At 69.7% G+C, this 16,245-nt stretch carries 17 protein-coding genes and 1 tRNA gene; 16 read left to right on the forward strand and 2 right to left on the reverse strand.

Annotated features, from left to right (window positions below; translation table 11 throughout):
• Position 1 precedes the first annotated feature (1 nt).
• Entirely contained in the window at positions 2–1,243 is a 1,242-nt protein-coding gene (locus ACZ7GX_RS14135) for a pyridoxal phosphate-dependent aminotransferase (protein ID WP_498776503.1), read from the reverse strand.
• 186 nt (positions 1,244–1,429) lie between these two features.
• Here ACZ7GX_RS14135 and ACZ7GX_RS14140 point away from each other — a divergent pair.
• The 5 genes from ACZ7GX_RS14140 to rplA all read left to right on the forward strand — a co-directional run bounded on the left by ACZ7GX_RS14140 (position 1,430) and on the right by rplA (position 4,193).
• Positions 1,430–1,502, forward strand: a tRNA-Trp gene (locus ACZ7GX_RS14140).
• A 31-nt stretch (positions 1,503–1,533) separates the two neighbouring features.
• Complete coding sequence (secE, locus tag ACZ7GX_RS14145) at positions 1,534–1,938, forward strand: preprotein translocase subunit SecE (RefSeq protein ID WP_230566462.1); 405 nt, start codon at positions 1,534–1,536, stop codon at positions 1,936–1,938.
• Between the two features lie 65 nt (positions 1,939–2,003).
• Entirely contained in the window at positions 2,004–2,867 is an 864-nt protein-coding gene (gene nusG, locus ACZ7GX_RS14150) for a transcription termination/antitermination protein NusG (protein WP_498776505.1), read from the forward strand.
• Positions 2,868–2,965: 98 nt separating this feature from the next.
• Positions 2,966–3,400, forward strand: coding sequence for a 50S ribosomal protein L11 (gene rplK / locus ACZ7GX_RS14155; RefSeq protein WP_106616850.1), 435 nt, complete (start codon positions 2,966–2,968; stop codon positions 3,398–3,400).
• Positions 3,401–3,476: 76 nt separating this feature from the next.
• Entirely contained in the window at positions 3,477–4,193 is a 717-nt protein-coding gene (gene rplA / locus ACZ7GX_RS14160; protein WP_498776508.1) for a 50S ribosomal protein L1, read from the forward strand.
• 63 nt (positions 4,194–4,256) lie between these two features.
• Here rplA and ACZ7GX_RS14165 read toward each other — a convergent pair whose 3' ends face one another.
• Positions 4,257–5,093, reverse strand: coding sequence for a hypothetical protein (locus ACZ7GX_RS14165; RefSeq protein WP_498776510.1), 837 nt, complete (start codon positions 5,091–5,093; stop codon positions 4,257–4,259).
• A gap of 259 nt (positions 5,094–5,352) precedes the next feature.
• Between ACZ7GX_RS14165 and rplJ the strand changes: the two genes are divergently transcribed.
• From rplJ to ACZ7GX_RS14220, 11 genes are all read left to right on the forward strand, one after another.
• The gene (rplJ, locus tag ACZ7GX_RS14170; protein ID WP_230566465.1) at positions 5,353–5,910 is read left to right on the forward strand and encodes a 50S ribosomal protein L10; all 558 of its coding nucleotides are present in this window, start codon (positions 5,353–5,355) and stop codon (positions 5,908–5,910) included.
• Positions 5,911–5,973: 63 nt separating this feature from the next.
• The gene (gene rplL / locus ACZ7GX_RS14175) at positions 5,974–6,360 is read left to right on the forward strand and encodes a 50S ribosomal protein L7/L12 (RefSeq protein WP_230566466.1); all 387 of its coding nucleotides are present in this window, start codon (positions 5,974–5,976) and stop codon (positions 6,358–6,360) included.
• A 267-nt stretch (positions 6,361–6,627) separates the two neighbouring features.
• Positions 6,628–7,701 (forward strand): ABC transporter ATP-binding protein, encoded by a 1,074-nt coding sequence (locus tag ACZ7GX_RS14180; protein WP_498776513.1) that lies wholly within the window; start codon positions 6,628–6,630, stop codon positions 7,699–7,701.
• A 50-nt stretch (positions 7,702–7,751) separates the two neighbouring features.
• Positions 7,752–8,483, forward strand: coding sequence for an MlaE family ABC transporter permease (locus tag ACZ7GX_RS14185; protein ID WP_498776600.1), 732 nt, complete (start codon positions 7,752–7,754; stop codon positions 8,481–8,483).
• Between the two features lies 1 nt (position 8,484).
• Positions 8,485–9,324 carry an MlaE family ABC transporter permease gene (locus ACZ7GX_RS14190; RefSeq protein WP_498776515.1) on the forward strand — a complete coding sequence of 280 codons (840 nt, stop codon included), beginning with the start codon at positions 8,485–8,487 and terminating at the stop codon, positions 9,322–9,324.
• Positions 9,321–10,649: an MCE family protein gene (locus ACZ7GX_RS14195; RefSeq protein WP_498776517.1), complete on the forward strand. Its 1,329-nt coding sequence runs from the start codon at positions 9,321–9,323 to the stop codon at positions 10,647–10,649. Before ACZ7GX_RS14190 ends, ACZ7GX_RS14195 begins: the two co-directional genes overlap by 4 nt.
• On the forward strand, positions 10,646–11,674 hold the full coding sequence (locus tag ACZ7GX_RS14200; protein ID WP_498776519.1) for an MCE family protein: 1,029 nt from the start codon (positions 10,646–10,648) through the stop codon (positions 11,672–11,674). The genes ACZ7GX_RS14195 and ACZ7GX_RS14200 overlap by 4 nt, the downstream gene beginning before the upstream one ends.
• On the forward strand, positions 11,671–12,681 hold the full coding sequence (locus tag ACZ7GX_RS14205) for an MCE family protein (protein WP_498776521.1): 1,011 nt from the start codon (positions 11,671–11,673) through the stop codon (positions 12,679–12,681). Before ACZ7GX_RS14200 ends, ACZ7GX_RS14205 begins: the two co-directional genes overlap by 4 nt.
• Before the next feature lies 1 nt (position 12,682).
• Positions 12,683–13,852 carry an MCE family protein gene (locus tag ACZ7GX_RS14210; RefSeq protein ID WP_498776523.1) on the forward strand — a complete coding sequence of 390 codons (1,170 nt, stop codon included), beginning with the start codon at positions 12,683–12,685 and terminating at the stop codon, positions 13,850–13,852.
• Positions 13,849–15,006 (forward strand): MCE family protein, encoded by a 1,158-nt coding sequence (locus ACZ7GX_RS14215; protein WP_498776525.1) that lies wholly within the window; start codon positions 13,849–13,851, stop codon positions 15,004–15,006. Before ACZ7GX_RS14210 ends, ACZ7GX_RS14215 begins: the two co-directional genes overlap by 4 nt.
• Positions 15,003–16,238 (forward strand): MCE family protein, encoded by a 1,236-nt coding sequence (locus ACZ7GX_RS14220; RefSeq protein ID WP_498776527.1) that lies wholly within the window; start codon positions 15,003–15,005, stop codon positions 16,236–16,238. The genes ACZ7GX_RS14215 and ACZ7GX_RS14220 overlap by 4 nt, the downstream gene beginning before the upstream one ends.
• The last annotated feature ends 7 nt before the right edge of the window (positions 16,239–16,245 follow it).

The following is a 16,245-nucleotide window of genomic DNA, read 5'->3' on the forward strand; positions in this document are numbered from 1 at the left end:
GCTACTCGACCTCGGCCAGCAGCTCGGCCATCCGCGTCACACCGGTCTTCAGGTCGTCGTCGCCGAGCGCGTACGACAGCCGCAGGTAGCCGGGCGTGCCGAACGCCTCACCGGGCACCACGGCCACCTCGGCGTGCTCCAGGATCAGCGCCGCGAGCCGGACCGTGTCGGTGATCTCGGCGCCGCGCAGCGTCTTGCCGATCAACGCCTTCACCGACGGGTACACGTAGAACGCGCCCTTCGGGGTCGGGCACTGGACGCCGGGGATCGCGGACAGCAGGTCGACGATGGTGCGCCGACGGCGGTCGAACGCCTCGCGCATCTCGTGCGCCGCGTCCAGCGGCCCGGACACGGCCTCCAGCGCGGCCCGCTGCGACACGTTCGCCACGTTCGAGGTCAGGTGGGACTGGAGGTTCGCGGCGGCCTTGACCACGTCGGTCGGGCCGATCAGCCAGCCGACCCGCCAGCCCGTCATCGCGTAGGTCTTCGCCACGCCGTTGAGCACGATCGTGCGGTCGGCCATCGCGGGCACGGCCACCGGCAGCGACACCGACTCGGCGCCGTCGTAGACCAGGTGCTCGTAGATCTCGTCGGTGATCACCCACAGCCCGTGCTCCAGCGCCCACTCGCCGATCGCGGTGATCTGCTCGCGGGTGTAGACCGAGCCGGTCGGGTTGGACGGCGAGCACAGCAGCAGCACCTTGGTCTTCGGGGTGCGCGCGGCCTCCAGCTGCTCCACCGTGACCAGGTAGTCGGTCGACTCGTCGGCCGTGACCTGCACCGGGACGCCGCCCGCCAGCGTGATCGCCTCGGGGTAGGTGGTCCAGTACGGCGCGGGCAGCAGCACCTCGTCGCCCGGGTCGACGATCGTGGCGAACGCCTGGTAGACGGCCTGCTTGCCGCCGTTGGTGATCAGCACCTGGGCGGCGGTGACCTCGTAGCCCGAGTCGCGCTTGGTCTTCGCGGCTACGGCTTCCCGCAGTTCGGGCAGGCCGGCGGCGGGCGTGTAGCGGTGGTTCTTCGGGTCCGCGCACGCGGCCTGAGCTGCGGCTACGATGGCGTCAGGGGTCGGGAAGTCCGGCTCGCCCGCACCGAAGCCGATCACCGGTCGGCCCGCGGCCTTGAGCGCCTTCGCCTTCGCGTCGACCGCGAGGGTGGCGGACTCGGCGATGCCGCCGATCCGCTGCGAGATCCGCTGGTGCTCGGAGGTGGTGGTCCCGGTGGTCGTCTCAGGCGTGCCCATGCCGCCAATCGTGGCAGATCGCACAACCGGGTAAGCGCCCGGCACCCCCTCTGACCGGGCCAGTTGGAAGGAGGGGCACTTGGTGCCGTATGCTTCCGGTCTTGGAACGTCCAGTCGCTGCCTCACGGGCCACGTGAGGAAGGTGCGGGACGTCTCCAGCCAGGGTGTCCGGGTTCCGGGCGCCAAAGGGGTGTAGCTCAACTGGCAGAGCAGCGGTCTCCAAAACCGCAGGTTGCAGGTTCAAGTCCTGTCGCCCCTGCGTCGAAGCGCGATGGTGAGCGGAGGACGGCATGAGCGAGGGCCGCGAGCAGGACCAGCCGGAAGAGCGCGAGGGCGCGTCCCGGCCGGTTACCGCCGCAGCGCGGCGCGAGCGCCGTGGCTCCGCGCGACCGGCGGGCCGCAAGGACTCCGTGGAGGCGAAGAAGGCGGCCGAGGCCGACTCCGACGCCGAGGAGGCCAAGAAGGGCCGCCCCACGCGTTCGCGGGCGGACTCGGAGAAGCGGGTCGGTTTCTTCGCCCGCATCGTCCGGTACATCCGCGAGGTGGTCAGCGAGCTGCGGAAGGTCATCTGGCCGACCCGCAAGCAGATGATCACCTACACCGGAGTCGTGTTGGTCTTCGTGGCCTTCATGGTGGCGTTGGTGTTCGGCCTGGATTCGGCCTTCGCCTGGGGCATGTTCAGGGTGTTCGGCTGAGCCGAGCGCCTGCCGCCCCGGGTGGCGGCGGAACATGTGATGCATGAGAGGAAGCGAGACCCACAGTGACCTCCGAGAACGGCGGCGTTGACGCCCAGGAGCTGAACGACCTGACCGACGAGCGGGACTTCGACGGTGGCGTCGAGGACGTCGAGCAGGCGGAGGCGTCGGAGGAGACCGAGGAGTCCGCCCCCGTCGAGGCCGAGTCCGGTGGCGACGTCGAGTCGGGCGGTGACGTCGAGTCCGGTGGCGATGTCGAATCGGGCGGCGATGTCGAGTCCGGTGGCGACGTCGAGGCCGCCGTCGTCGACATCGACGCCGAGCCCGCGGACCCCGCCGAGGAGATGCGCGAAGCACTGCGGCGCGCGCCCGGCGACTGGTACGTCGTGCACTCGTACGCGGGCTACGAGAACAAGGTCAAGACCAACCTCGAGACGCGCATCCAGACCCTCGACATGGAGGACTACATCTTCCAGGTCGAGGTGCCGACCGAGGAAGTCACCGAGATCAAGAACGGCCAGCGCAAGCAGGTGCAGCGCAAGGTGCTGCCCGGCTACATCCTGGTCCGGATGGAGCTCAACGACGCGTCGTGGAGCGCGGTGCGCAACACGCCCGGCGTGACGGGTTTCGTCGGCGCGACCTCCAAGCCGTCGCCGCTGACCATCGACGAGGTGCTGAAGTTCCTGCTGCCCCAGGTCGAGCAGAAGCCCGCGGCCGGCAAGAAGAGCGCCGCGACGCCCGCGAAGTCGACCGTCGAGGTCGACTTCGAGGTCGGCGAGTCGGTCACCGTCATGGACGGCCCGTTCGCGACGCTGCCCGCGACGATCAGCGAGGTCAACGCGGACGGCCAGAAGCTGAAGGTCCTGGTGTCTATCTTCGGCCGCGAGACCCCGGTCGAGCTGTCGTTCAGCCAGGTCTCCAAGATCTGACCAGGACAACAAGACTCCGGCTCCCCTGAACAAGGGGAGCCGGCAGCCACGCTGCGGCTGGCAGGGCCGCGCGCGGACACCGCAATAAAGGAACCGAGATGCCTCCCAAGAAGAAGAAGCTCGCAGCGATCATCAAGCTGCAGATCAAGGCCGGGGCCGCGAACCCCGCGCCGCCCGTTGGTCCCGCGCTGGGTCAGCACGGCGTCAACATCATGGAGTTCTGCAAGCAGTACAACGCCGCGACCGAGTCGCAGCGCGGCACCGTGGTGCCGGTCGAGATCTCCGTGTACGAAGACCGCTCGTTCGACTTCAAGCTCAAGACCCCGCCGGCCGCGAAGCTGCTGCTCAAGGCCGCCGGTGTGGAGAAGGGCTCGGGCGAGCCGCACCGCCTCAAGGTCGCCAAGGTGACCATGGACCAGGTGCGGGAGATCGCGCAGAACAAGATGGTCGACCTCAACGCCAACGACGTGGACCAGGCGGCGAAGATCATCGCCGGCACCGCCCGCTCCATGGGCATCACCGTCGAAGGCTGACCTTTCTCTTTCGTAGTTCGTGGGAGAGCCGCGCGCTGGCTCGTCACCACAACTGATCCACTTTAAGGACAGAAGCATGAAGCGCAGCAAGGCGTACAAGAACGCTGCTGAGCTGGTTGACCGTGAGCGGCTCTACTCGCCGCTGGAGGCAGCCAAGCTCGCCAAGGAGACTTCCAAGGTGAAGCTGGACGCGACCGTCGAGGTCGCCATCCGGCTCGGCGTCGACCCGCGCAAGGCCGACCAGATGGTCCGCGGCACCGTGAACCTGCCGCACGGTACGGGCAAGACCGCCCGCGTGATCGTCTTCGCGACCGGTGACAAGGCCGCCGAGGCCGAGGCCGCCGGCGCGGACGCGGTCGGCTCCGAGGACCTGATCGAGCGCATCCAGGGTGGTTGGCTCGACTTCGACGCCGCGATCGCCACGCCCGACCAGATGGCCAAGGTCGGTCGCATCGCCCGCATCCTGGGCCCGCGCGGCCTGATGCCGAACCCGAAGACCGGCACCGTGACGCCCGACGTCGCCAAGGCCGTGAACGAGATCAAGGGCGGGAAGATCAACTTCCGCGTCGACAAGCAGGCCAACCTGCACCTCGTCATCGGCAAGGTGTCGTTCGACCCGGAGAAGCTGGTCGAGAACTACGCCGCCGCGCTGGACGAGATCCTGCGCGCCAAGCCGTCCGCGGCGAAGGGCCGGTACCTGAAGAAGGTCACCGTCTCGACCACGATGGGCCCGGGCATCCCGGTCGACCCGAACCGGACGCGCAACCTGCTGTCCGACGAGGTCACCGTCTGACCACGGCTCGTCAGAACCACCCGAAGCGCCCCTCGGCCTCCCGCCGAGGGGCGCTTCGCGTCGTCAGGGGCAACTCGGCTCGGCCACGTACCCGGTGATCGGCCAGCTCTTGCTCGGCTGAGCGGTGAGGATGAACTTCCCGAGCTTCGGGCCGTCGCGCACGGTCAGGTCGCACGAGCTGACCTCTACCGTGCCTCCGTTCGGCGTGCCGTACATCGTGGTGGGGAAGCCTGGTTGGCTGTAGGCCCGCACATTGGTGACTTGAGGCTTCAGCTTCGCCACCGCGTCGGCGCAATCGCTCGCCCCGAACGCCTCCGCGAACGCCCGACGCGCCGCGTCGTCGGAGAACAGTTGGCACGCTTCGCCCGCTTCACCGCGGCCGACGTTCTTGTAGAACAGGGCGACCGTGCCACTGATGCCGTACGGGGTCTGGGGCACCAGAGCGTTGTTCGCGACGCCACCGCTGTCGACCGCCACGCTGCCCGGGTCGTCGCCGCCGAAGTACTGCTCGTAGAAGTACGACAGCACGAGCAGGATCACGACGAGGTACACGAGGCGGCGGAACAGTTTGCTGCGCAGCAGGATCTGCCACAGCGGCTTGCGACGCGGGCCGGACGGTGGTGGCGGTGGCGCGGAGAGCGGGACACCCGGTGGCGGTGTGGCCCCCGGTGGGACGCCCGGGGGCGGTGTTGCGCCCGGCGGCAGTCCTCCCGGTGGTGGGATGGCGCCGGGTGGGAGGCCCGGCGGTGGGGTGGCGCCCGGGGGCAGGCTCGGCTGGTTGGCGCCTTGGGCCTGCTGGAAGCGCTGGAACTCCTGGAACCGTTGGAACTCCTGGAACTGCCGGAGCTGTTCCGGGTCGATGTCCGGTGGCGGCGGGTTCCTCGGCGGCTCTTCGGTCACGGGTCCCATCATGACCGATTTGGGTCGCCGTCAGCTCCCCTGCTAGGGTTGGCGACGGTTCACCAAAGACCGCTGGTCGTGCACGGCACTCGTCGTGCAGCGAAGGTCCCGCGAAGCGGGCGGCCCGCGCAGGAGAACGAGGAAGACCCAGGCGTGCTCGCGCGCCCGTCACGCCCCGTGCTGCTGCGCTGGGGCGTTTTTGCTTTTCCCGGCCTGATCGCACTCGACCGGCTGTCACCAGCCCAGAGAGGAGGCGATCATGGCGAAGCCCAGCAAGGTTTCGGCCGTCGCCGAGCTCACGGACAAGTTCCGTGGAAGCTCGGCCGCTGTCGTGACCGAGTACCGTGGCCTCTCCATGGCGCAGCTCACCACGCTGCGTCGCGCTCTCGGCGCGGGCACCACGTACACCGTTGCGAAGAACACGCTGGTCAAGCGTGCCGCTGAGGACGCAGGCGTCGAGGGCCTCGAGGCCCTGCTCGTCGGCCCGACCGCCATCGCCTTCGTCGAAGGCGAGCCGGTCGACGCGGCCAAGGCACTGCGTGACTTCGCGAAGGACAACAAGGCCCTGGTCATCAAGGGCGGCTACATGGACGGCCGCCCCCTCTCGGTCGAAGAGGTCACCGCCATCGCGGACCTCGAGACCCGTGAGGTGCTGCTCGCCAAGCTGGCGGGCGCGATGAAGGGCAACCTGGCGAAGGCCGCGGGTCTGTTCCAGGCCCCCGCTTCCCAGGTCGCTCGCCTGGCTGCTGCCCTCCAGGAGAAGAAGGCCGCGGAGGCGCCTGCCGCCGCCGAGTCCGACGCTCCGGCCGAAAGCTGATCACACCCAGACACTCCGCGTCCCGGCCGCAGTTCGGGCGTTGAAAGAGAAAGGACCGCCATCATGGCGAAGCTCAGCACCGACGAGCTGCTCGACGCGTTCAAGGAGATGACCCTCCTGGAGCTCTCGAAGTTCGTGAAGGACTTCGAGGAGACCTTCGAGGTCACCGCCGCCGCTCCGGTCGCCGTTGCCGCTGCCGGCCCGGCCGGCCCCGCCGCCGCCGAGGTCGAGGAGAAGGACGAGTTCACCGTCGTCCTCGAGGGCGCCGGCGACAAGAAGATCCAGGTCATCAAGGTCGTCCGCGAGGTCGTCTCGGGCCTGGGCCTGAAGGAGGCCAAGGAGCTGGTCGAGTCCGCTCCGAAGCCGCTGCTGGAGAACGTGGCGAAGGACGTCGCCGACGCCGCCAAGGAGAAGCTCGAGGCTGCCGGCGCCAAGATCTCGCTCAAGTGATCTAGCGTCACCGCTGCCGCGAAGGCGGGCACCCGAACGGGGTGTCCGCCTTCGTGCTGTCTACGGCCGGTGATCTTGACCGTGCCGACGGGCGTGGCCCACCATCGGTGGCCGGAGGGGCGACGGGATGACCCTGCTCACACCGTTACCCACCCGAGACCGCATTAACCCAACTGGTGAGTAACCACGACAGGGCGGCCTCGTTGCACCGGTATGACGCCGGCCTGTCCGGTGTCGGGCGAAGCCGGCCGCTGACCTGGAGGTGCGATGGGCGTCGAGGTGGTCGTCGAGGGCCTGACCAAGTCCTTCGGCAAGCAGACCATCTGGCGGGACGTCACGCTCACCCTCCCCCCGGGCGAGGTCAGCGTGATGCTGGGACCGTCGGGCACGGGCAAGTCGGTCTTCCTGAAGTCCCTGGTCGGGCTGCTGAAACCGGAACACGGCAAGATCGTCATCAACGGCGTCGACCTGGTCCGCTGCTCCGAGCACAAGCTCTACGAGATCCGGAAGCTGTTCGGCGTCCTCTTCCAGGACGGCGCGCTGTTCGGCTCGATGAACCTCTTCGACAACGTCGCCTTCCCGCTGCGCGAGCACACCCGCAAGACCGAGGCCGAGGTCCGGCGGATCGTGCTCGAGAAGATGGAGATGGTGGGCCTCGTCGGCGCGGAGAAGAAGCTCCCCGGCGAGATCTCCGGCGGTATGCGCAAGCGCGCCGGCCTGGCCCGCGCCCTGGTGCTGGACCCCGAGATCATCCTGTGCGACGAGCCGGACTCCGGCCTCGACCCGGTCCGCACGGCCTACCTCAGCCAGCTCCTCATCGACCTGAACGCGCAGATCGACGCGACGATCCTGATCGTCACGCACAACATCACCGTGGCCCGCACGGTCCCGGACAACCTCGGCATGCTGTTCCGCCGCGAACTGGTCATGTTCGGCCCCCGGGAGGTGCTGCTGACCAGCGACGAGCCGGTGGTCGAGCAGTTCCTCAACGGTCGCCGCATCGGCCCGATCGGCATGTCGGAGGAGAAGGACCAGGCGACGATGGCCGCCGAGCTGGCGCACCGCGAAGCGGGCCACTCGGACGGCTCGCCGGACGAGGACGTGCGCGGCGTGGTGCCCCAGCTGGAACCGACGCCCGGCCTGCCGCCGCGCGGCGCGGTGCGCCGGCGCAAGGACCGGGTGATGACCATCCTGCACACGCTGCCGCCCGAGGCGCAGCAGAGCATCATCGCCAGCCTCACGCCCGAGGAGCAGCGCCACTACCGGGTGCTGGCCGGCGCGGGCGACCGGACGGGCCCGATCACCCCGAGCCCGTGGCCCCGCCAAGGGGGCGTGCTGTGAGCTCACCGGCGACGTTCCCCGGCGTCGGCGCGCTGCGCGAAACGGGGCGGATGTTCGCGCTGGGCGTGGACGTCGTGCGCAACACGTTCCGCCGCCCGTTCCAGCTGCGGGAGTTCATCCAGCAGTGCTGGTTCGTGGTGAGCGTGACGGTGCTGCCCACGGCGCTGGTGTCGATCCCGTTCGGCGCGGTCATCGCGTTGCAGATCGGCTCGCTGACCAGGCAGATCGGCGCGCAGTCGTTCACCGGCGCGGCGAGCGTGCTGGCGATCATCCAGCAGGCGAGCCCGATCGTGACGGCCCTGCTCATCGCGGGCGCGGGTGGCAGCGCGATCTGCGCGGACCTTGGCTCGCGCAAGATCCGCGAGGAGATCGACGCGATGGAGGTGCTCGGCGTCTCGCCGATCCACCGCCTGGTCGTGCCGCGCGTGCTGGCCGCGATGCTGGTGTCCGTCCTGCTCAACGGCATGGTCAGCGTGGTCGGCGTGATGGGCGGCTACTTCTTCAACGTCATCCTGCAGGACGGCACGCCCGGCGCGTACCTGGCGAGCTTCAGCGCCCTCGCACAGCTGCCGGACCTGTGGATCTCCGAGATCAAGGCCCTGGTCTTCGGGTTCATCGCGGGCATCGTGGCCGCCTACCGGGGCCTGAACCCGGCGGGCGGGCCGAAGGGCGTCGGCGACGCGGTCAACCAGGCCGTGGTCATCACGTTCCTGCTGCTGTTCTTCGTGAACTTCGTGCTGACCACGATCTACCTCCAGGTCGTCCCGGCGAAGGGGAGCTGAGATGGCCGCGATCAACGACCGGTTCCGCAAGGCCGCGAACGCGCCGCTGTCCGTGCTGGACACGTTCGGCGACCAGCTGTGGTTCTACATCCGCGCCCTGTGCTGGACGCCGCGCACGCTGACCCGCTACCTGCGCGAGACGCTGCGGCTGCTGGCCGAGGTGAGCTTCGGCTCGGGCGCGCTGGCCGTCATCGGCGGCACGATCGGCGTGATGGTGGGCCTGTCGGTGTTCACCGGCACGGTCGTCGGCCTGCAGGGCTTCACCGCGCTGAACCAGATCGGCACGTCGGCGTTCGCGGGCTTCGTGTCCGCGTACTTCAACACCCGCGAGATCGCGCCGCTGGTCGCCGGCCTGGCGCTGAGCGCGACCGTCGGCTCCGGCTTCACCGCGCAGCTGGGCGCGATGCGGATCTCCGAGGAGATCGACGCGCTGGAGGTCATGGGCATCCCCAGCCTGCCTTACCTGGTCACCACCCGGATCATCGCGGGCTTCATCGCGATCATCCCGCTGTACGTGATCGGCCTGCTCACCTCGTACCTGGCGGCCAGGTTCATCACGGTCGAGTTCTACGGGCAGTCGGCGGGCACGTACGACCACTACTTCAACCTGTTCCTACCACCGGTGGACGTGCTCTGGTCGTTCGGCAAGGTGCTCGTCTTCGCCGTCGTGATCATCCTGACGCACTGCTACTACGGCTACCGCGCCAGCGGCGGCCCGGCGGGCGTGGGCGTCGCGGTGGGCCGCGCGGTGCGCACGGCGATCGTCACGACCAGCCTGCTGGACTTCTTCCTGAGCATGGCCATCTGGGGCACCACGACGACGGTGAGGATCGCGGGATGATCAAGCGGCGACTCCTGGGCGTCGTGTTCATCGCGGTCATCGCCCTCTTCCTCTCGGTCACGGTGGCGATGTACAACGACGCGTTCACCGAGGTCGTGAAGGTGACGCTGAAGACCGACCGGGTCGGCAACCAGCTGCTCGTCGACTCCGACGTCAAGGTCCGCGGCATGATCGTCGGCCAGGTGAAGGACATCCGGACCTCCGGCGACGGCGCCGAGCTCGAACTGGCGCTCGAACCGGAGCAGGTCAGGCACATCCCGGCCAACGTCTCCGCGCGCCTGCTGCCGAAGACCCTGTTCGGCGAGCGGTACGTGCACCTGGTGCTGCCCGACGAGCGCGAGGACCCGCTCACCGACGGCGCCGTCATCGAGCAGGACCGCTCCAGCAGCGCCATCGAGCTGGAACGCGTGCTCGACGACCTGATGCCGGTGCTCCAGGCCGTGCAGCCGGAGAAGCTCGCCACCACGCTGACCGCGATGTCGCAGGCGCTGGAGAACCGGGGCAAGCCCCTGGGCGAGACGCTCGTGCAGCTGGACGCCTACCTGGGCGAGTTCAACCCGCAGCTGCCCAAGCTCAAGGACGGCATCAGCCGCCTCGCCGACGTCTCGAACGTCTACGCCGACGCCGCGCCCGACCTGGTGCAGGCGCTGTCGGACGCCACCGTCACCAGCCGCACGCTGGTCGAGCAGCGCGACAACCTGCTCGCCCTCTACGGCACGCTGACCACCACGTCGCTCGACCTGAACAGCTTCCTCGCCGTGAACAAGAACAACCTGATCCAGCTCGCGGACGTCAGCAAGCCGACGTTGGAGCTGCTGGCCAAGTACTCGCCCGAGTACCCGTGCCTGCTCAAGGGCCTGGCGGAGTTCAGGCCGATCATGGACGAGGTGTTCGGCAAGGGCACGAACGAGCCCGGCCTGCACATCACGCTGGAGATCACCGCCAACCGCGGCAAGTACGAGCCGGGCAAGGACGACCCGGAGTACGCCGACAAGCGCGGCCCGCGCTGCTACGACATCGTGCCGCGGCCGGACCCGTTCCCGCAGTACCCGCCGGAGGGCCCGGTCAAGGACGGCTCGACGTCGCCGCCGGCCGCGCGCTCGGCCACCGACGGCGTGCTGCCGCCCAACACGGGGACCATCCGGGAGGACGGCACGGTCGTGTCGTCGTTCGGCGGCGTGCCGTCGCTGGCGAACTCGCCGGAGGAGCAGGACTTCCTGGCCGCGCTGCTCGCGCCGCAGTTCGGGGTGGAGAAGCGCGACATGCCGAGCTTCACCGCGCTGCTGCTCGGACCCCTGTACCGGGGAGCGGAGGTGACGGCATGAGGTCCCTGGCCGCGCCGCTGATCAAGCTCGCCGTGTTCGCCGTGATCACGATCCTGGCGACCACGCTGCTCGCGGTGACCATCTCGAACGTCAACTTCAACGGCGCCACCGGCTACACCGCCCGGTTCACCGACGTCACCGCGCTCAACGAGGGCGACGACATCCGCATCGCGGGCGTCCGGGTCGGCCAGGTCGACGGGATCCGGGTGGTCGACCGGCGGCTGGCGGAGGTGGAGTTCTCGCTGGAGGGCGACCGCACGCTGCCCGCGTCGGTCACCGCGACGATCAAGTACCGCAACCTCGTCGGCCAGCGGTACATCTCGCTGGAGCACGGCGTGGGCGACGCGTCCGCGCTCAAGCCCGGCGACGTGATCCCGCTGGAGCGCACGAAGCCCGCGCTGGACCTGACGGTGCTGTTCAACGGCTTCAAGCCGCTGTTCCAGGCGCTGAACCCGGAGGACGTGAACCAGCTGTCCAGCGAGATCATCCAGGTGTTGCAGGGCGAGGGCGGCACGATCGACAGCCTGCTGCGCCACACCGCGTCGCTGACGTCCACGCTGGCGGGCCGCGACCAGGTGATCGGCGAGGTGATCGCCAACCTCAACGCCGTGCTGGACACCGTGAACTCGCGGACCGAGCAGGTGTCGACGCTGGTCACGACGTTGCAGGAGCTGACGACGGGCCTGGCGGGCGACCGCGAGCCGATCGGTGACGCGATCAGCGCCATGGGCGAGCTGACCACGACGACCGCCGACCTGCTCGACCAGTCGCGGCAGCCGTTGAAGGACGACATCGCCAACCTCGGCCTGGTGTCGAAGACGCTGGCGGACCACGAGGCGGTCGTGGAGAGCGTCATCCAGCGCCTGCCGACCAAGATCGAGGCGATGTCGCGGACCGCGTCCTACGGGTCCTGGTTCAACTTCTTCCTGTGCGAGGGCAGCGGGCAGGTCGCCGTGCCGCCGATCATCAACGACCCGATCCCGATCACGGCTCTGCCGGTGACGCAGCCGAGGTGCCGCCGATGAACCCCCAGCGCAACCCGGTGGCGGTCGGCGTGGTGAGCCTGACCGTGATCGCCCTGCTGCTGCTCGCCGCCTTCAACTCCGACGACCTGCCGATCATCGGCGGCGGCACCACCTACTCCGCCGAGTTCACCGAGGCCGCGGGCCTGATCCCGTCGAACGAGGTGCGGGTGGCCGGGGTGAAGGTCGGCAAGGTGACCAAGGTCGAGCTGGACGGCGACAAGGTGAAGGTGTCGTTCCGGGTGAAGGACGCCTGGGTCGGCGACCGCACGACCGCGGTGATCCGGATCAAGACGCTGCTCGGGCAGAAGTTCCTGGCGCTCGACCCGCAGGGCTCGCAGCCGCTGGACCCGGGCGAGCCGATCCCGCGCGAGCGCACGCTGTCGCCGTACGACGTGCAGGAGGCGTTCAACGGCCTGGCGTCCACGGTCGGCCAGATCGACACCCAGCAGCTCGCGGACAGCTTCCAGGTGCTGTCGGAGACGTTCCAGGGCTCGGCGGAGAGCGTGCGCGGCGCGTTGGACGGCCTGTCGGCGCTGTCGAAGACGATCTCCTCGCGCGACGAGCAGCTGGCCGAGCTGCTGGCCAACACCAACGAGATCACCAAGACCCTGTCCGACCGCAACGAGCAGTTCGAGAAGCTGCTCGCGGACGGCAACCTGCTGCTGGAGGAGCTGCGCAAGCGGCGGGACGCGATCGGGGCGCTGCTCAGGGGCACCCGCGAGCTGTCCAAGGAGCTGTCCGGCCTGGTCGCCGACAACTCCGCGCAGCTGCGGCCGGCGCTGGAGCAGCTGGAGCGGGTGACCACGATGTTGCAGCGCAACCAGGACTCGCTGGAGCGCAGCCTGGCGCTGATGGGCCCGTTCTTCCGGGTGTTCGCCAACACCTTGGGCAACGGCCGCTGGTTCGACGTCTACATCTGCGGCCTGCTGCCGCCGTCGGTGAACCTCGGCGTGGTCGGCTTCAACGAAGAGGGCTGCCTCCCTCCCGGCGTGCAGAGGGGGAACTGACGTGGCGACCACGAGGACGGGCCGTGACCTGGTCCGCGCGGTGGCGATCGCGTGCGTGCTGGCGATCGTGGCCGCGGTGGCGATGTGGTGGGTGTTCGCGGGCGCCGACAGCCGCCGGGTAACCGCGCTGTTCGGCGCGGCCGTCGGCGTCTACCCCGGCTCGGACGTGCGGGTGCTCGGCGTGCGGGTCGGCACGATCGACGAGGTCGAGCCGCAGGGCGCGCTGGTCAAGGTGGTGATGTCGCTCGACCGGTCGGTCAAGGTGCCCGCGGACGCGCAGGCGGTCGTGGTCGCGCCCAGCGTGGTCAGCGACCGGTACGTGCAGCTCGCGCCCGCCTACACCGGCGGCGACGTGATGGGTGAGAACGCCACCATCCCGCGCGAGCGCACCGCCACCCCCGTCGAGCTGGACGAGCTGTACGCGAGCCTGGACGAGCTGACCACCGCGCTCGGCCCGAACGGGGCCAACAAGGACGGCGCGCTGTCGGAGCTGCTCGACTCGGCCGCGAACAACCTCCAGGGCAACGGGCAGGCGCTCGGCGACACCGTCAAGCAGCTCGGTGACGCCACCCGCACGTTGTCCGGCTCGAAGGACGACCTGTTCGGCACCGTGGACAACCTGCAGAAGTTCACCGGGATGCTGGCCGCGAACGACAGCCAGGTGCGCGACTTCAACCGGCAGCTCGCCGAGGTCGCCGGTTTCCTCGCCGACGAGCGGGAGAACCTGGGCGCCGCGCTGACCGAGCTGGCCACCGCGCTCGGCCAGGTGCAGGGCTTCATCCAGGACAACCGGGCCGTGCTGAAGTCGAACGTCGACAAGCTCGCCGGCATCACCCAGATCCTGGTCGACCAGCGCGCGTCGCTGGCCGAGGCGCTGGACGTCGGGCCGCTGGCGCTGGGCAACCTGCAGAACGCCTACAACGCGGCCTCCGGCACGCTCGACACCAGGGCCGACCTGAACGAGCTGAGCCAGCCGCCGATCGTGCTGATCTGCAAGCTGATCCAGGGCGTCGAGCCGGGCCGGGTGCCCGGCGTGCTCGCCGAGACGTGCCGCGGGCTGGAGCCGCTGCTCAGCGGCGCCGTGCCGTTGAAGACGCCCCAGGAGATCGCGACCGACCTGGCCCAGGGCAAGCTGCCGCTGCCCCTGCCGCTCGCGGGGGTGCCGCAGTGAGGCGGATCGCGGTGCTCGTGGCGAGCGCGCTGGTGCTGACCGGCTGCGGCTCGGGCGGCTTCGACGGCGTCTACAACATGCCGCTGCCCGGCGGCGCGGACGTCGGCGACCGGCCGTACGAGGTGAAGGTCCAGTTCAAGGACGTGCTCGACCTGGTGCCGCAGGCCGGGGTGAAGGTCAACGACGTGCCGGTCGGCCGGGTCGACCGGATCGACCTCGGCGCGGACGGCTGGACCGCCGAGGTGACCGTGCTGGTCAACGGCGACGTGAAGCTGCCGGGCAACGCGGTCGCCCGGCTGCGCCAGTCCGCGCTGCTCGGCGAGAAGTACGTCGAGCTGGCCGGTCCCGCCGAGGGGCGCGAGGAGGGCGCTCTCACCGGCGGTTCGGTCATCCCGGTCGAGCGGACCAACCGCAACCCCGAGGTCGAAGAGGTCTTCGGCGCGCTGTCCATGCTGCTCAACGGCGGTGGCATCGCCCAGCTCCAGGACATCAGCCGCGAGCTGAACGCGGCCCTGGAGGGCAACGAGCCGCAGATCCGATCGCTGCTGCACAACCTGAACGAGCTGGTCGGCGACCTCGACGCGCACAAGGGCGAGATCACCCGCGCGCTGGACGGCCTCAACCGGCTCGGCGGCACGCTCAACGCCCAGCGCGAGCAGATCACCGGCGTGCTGGACGGGCTCGAACCGGGCCTGAAGGTGCTCAGCGAGCAGCGCACCCAGCTGGTCACGCTGCTGCAGTCGCTGGACGCGCTGTCCGACGTCGCGGTGGACACGGTGAACAAGTCCAAGGACGACCTCGTGGCCGACCTGAAGGCGTTGACGCCGACGCTGCAGAAGCTCGCCGAGGCGGGCACGAACCTGCCCAACGGCTTCGAGCTGCTGCTGACCTACCCGTTCCCGGACTCGGCGGTGGACGCCATCAAGGGCGACTACACGAACCTCTACGCCGACATCGACCTGAACCTGGGCACGATCGTGGACAACCTGGGCCGGTCGCGGCAGTCGCCGCTGCCGAGCCTGCCCGGGCTGCCCGGCGTCGACGGCAACGCGCCGTCCCTGCCGCTGCCCCTGCCGAACCTGCCGCTGCCCGGTGTGTCGGGCCAGTCGGGGCTCGGCGACCTGCTCGGCGGACTGCTCGGAGGTGGGCGGTGATCCCCGGTCGGATCAAGCTCCAGATCGGCGCGTTCGTGCTGATCGCGCTGGTCGGCGTGAGCTACGTCGGCGCGCGGTACGTCGGGCTCGGCCGCGTGTTCGGCGCGTCCGGGTACGTGGTGACGATGCAGCTGGCCGAGTCCGGCGGCGTGTTCACCAACGCCGAGGTGACCTACCGCGGCGTCGCCGTCGGCCGGGTCGGGCAGATGCGGCTGACCGCGGACGGGCTGGAGGTCGACCTCGACATCGACCCGAGCGCCCCGTCGATCCCGGCCGACCTGGAGGCCGTGGTCGCCAACCGGTCCGCCGTGGGCGAGCAGTTCGTCGACCTGCGCCCGCGCGGCGAGGACGGGCCGTACCTGGCGGACGGGTCGGTCATCCCGCGGTCGGCCACCAGGACGCCGCCGCCGGTGGACACCCTGCTGACCAACCTCGACGCGTTCGCCAAGTCGGTGCCGACCGAGTCGCTGCGGACCGTGGTGGACGAGCTGGACCTGGCGTTCAACGGCACCGGGCCGGACCTCCAGGTGCTGCTGGACAACACGAAGGTGTTCACCCAGGCGGCGACGGAGCACCTGCCGCAGACCAAGGCGCTGATCGACAGCGGGTTGGTGGTGCTGAACACGCAGGCCACGCAGGGCGGCGCGATCAAGTCGTTCTCGGCGGACCTGCGGTCGCTCGCCGAGCAGCTGAAGAACTCCGACGCCGACCTCCGCCGGCTCATCGGCGTCTCGCCGCAGGCCGCGGAGCAGGTGTCGGCGCTGCTGCGGGAGACCGGGCCCAACCTGGGCGTGGTGCTGGCCAACCTGCTGACCACGGGGAACATCCTGGTCACGCGCCTGAACGGGCTGGAGCAGATCGCCGTCACCTACCCGATCATCGTCGGGGGCGGCTTCACCGTGGCCAAGGGCGACGGCACGGGCGCGCACTTCGGGCTGGCCCTGAACGTGTTCGACCCGCCGCCGTGCACGGTCGGTTACGACAGCACCACGATCCGGCAGGGCACCGACACCACCCCGGCCGAGTTCAACACGCAGGCCTACTGCGCGTTGGCCCGCGGCAGCGCCACCGGCGTGCGCGGCGCCCAGAACGCGCCTTACGGTGGGCTCCCGGTCACGACGCCGACCGGCGACGAGACCTCGCAGCCGGGTCGGGAGCCGACCGCGGGCGAGACCGCGGCCGAGGCGCCGCTGCTGACCAGCCTGGGGCAGTTGCTCGGTCTGCCGGGCTGAGGAGAGG

The sequence above is a fragment of the Actinosynnema sp. NPDC037264 genome (assembly GCF_055603705.1).

Coding starts and splice junctions, on each gene's coding strand:
- ACZ7GX_RS14135 (WP_498776503.1), bottom strand. CDS start 1,243: ATGGGCACGCCTGAGACGACCACCGGGACCACCACCTCCGAGCACCAG.
- secE (WP_230566462.1), top strand. CDS start 1,534: ATGAGCGAGGGCCGCGAGCAGGACCAGCCGGAAGAGCGCGAGGGCGCG.
- rplK (WP_106616850.1), top strand. CDS start 2,966: ATGCCTCCCAAGAAGAAGAAGCTCGCAGCGATCATCAAGCTGCAGATC.
- rplA (WP_498776508.1), top strand. CDS start 3,477: ATGAAGCGCAGCAAGGCGTACAAGAACGCTGCTGAGCTGGTTGACCGT.
- rplJ (WP_230566465.1), top strand. CDS start 5,353: ATGGCGAAGCCCAGCAAGGTTTCGGCCGTCGCCGAGCTCACGGACAAG.
- rplL (WP_230566466.1), top strand. CDS start 5,974: ATGGCGAAGCTCAGCACCGACGAGCTGCTCGACGCGTTCAAGGAGATG.
- ACZ7GX_RS14180 (WP_498776513.1), top strand. CDS start 6,628: ATGGGCGTCGAGGTGGTCGTCGAGGGCCTGACCAAGTCCTTCGGCAAG.
- ACZ7GX_RS14185 (WP_498776600.1), top strand. CDS start 7,752: ATGTTCGCGCTGGGCGTGGACGTCGTGCGCAACACGTTCCGCCGCCCG.
- ACZ7GX_RS14190 (WP_498776515.1), top strand. CDS start 8,485: ATGGCCGCGATCAACGACCGGTTCCGCAAGGCCGCGAACGCGCCGCTG.
- ACZ7GX_RS14195 (WP_498776517.1), top strand. CDS start 9,321: ATGATCAAGCGGCGACTCCTGGGCGTCGTGTTCATCGCGGTCATCGCC.
- ACZ7GX_RS14200 (WP_498776519.1), top strand. CDS start 10,646: ATGAGGTCCCTGGCCGCGCCGCTGATCAAGCTCGCCGTGTTCGCCGTG.
- ACZ7GX_RS14205 (WP_498776521.1), top strand. CDS start 11,671: ATGAACCCCCAGCGCAACCCGGTGGCGGTCGGCGTGGTGAGCCTGACC.